We start from the raw sequence: 347 nt of genomic DNA, 5'->3' as shown, positions 1-347 counted from the left end.
GAGAAAGTGGCTGGGATACCAGGATTTGAACCTGGGAATGGCAGGATCAAAACCTGCTGCCTTACCGCTTGGCGATATCCCAACAAAGAATAAGTTGATAGTTTTGGTTCTTATCAAGAACATGGTGCGGAAGGAGAGACTTGAACTCTCACAACCGAAGTTACTGGAACCTAAATCCAGCGCGTCTACCAATTCCGCCACTCCCGCACATAGTGTGATGCAAGTATATAGTAATGGAACCTAAATCCAGCGTCTAATCAAGACACCAGCCAATTCCGCCACTCCCGCATCATAGGGTTTGCTAATTTTAACTCTTAGCTTGAGTTTTCTTATTCACTTTCTTGGTA

The 347-nt window shown here is 44.7% G+C and carries 2 tRNA genes; both read right to left on the bottom strand.

The features are described 5' to 3' along the window. Nucleotides 1–7 precede the first annotated feature (7 nt). Nucleotides 8–82: transfer RNA gene (locus C2M33_RS12740), tRNA-Gln, on the bottom strand. Nucleotides 83–122: 40 nt separating this feature from the next. After that, nucleotides 123–207: transfer RNA gene (locus C2M33_RS12735), tRNA-Leu, on the bottom strand. Nucleotides 208–347: the final 140 nt, after the last annotated feature.

The organism is Pseudoalteromonas sp. T1lg122 (genome assembly GCF_002964825.1).
Classification (GTDB): domain Bacteria; phylum Pseudomonadota; class Gammaproteobacteria; order Enterobacterales; family Alteromonadaceae; genus Pseudoalteromonas; species Pseudoalteromonas gelatinilytica.
The sequence above is the reverse complement of the archived record's forward strand: the minus strand, read 5'-3'. Positions and strand labels throughout refer to the sequence as shown.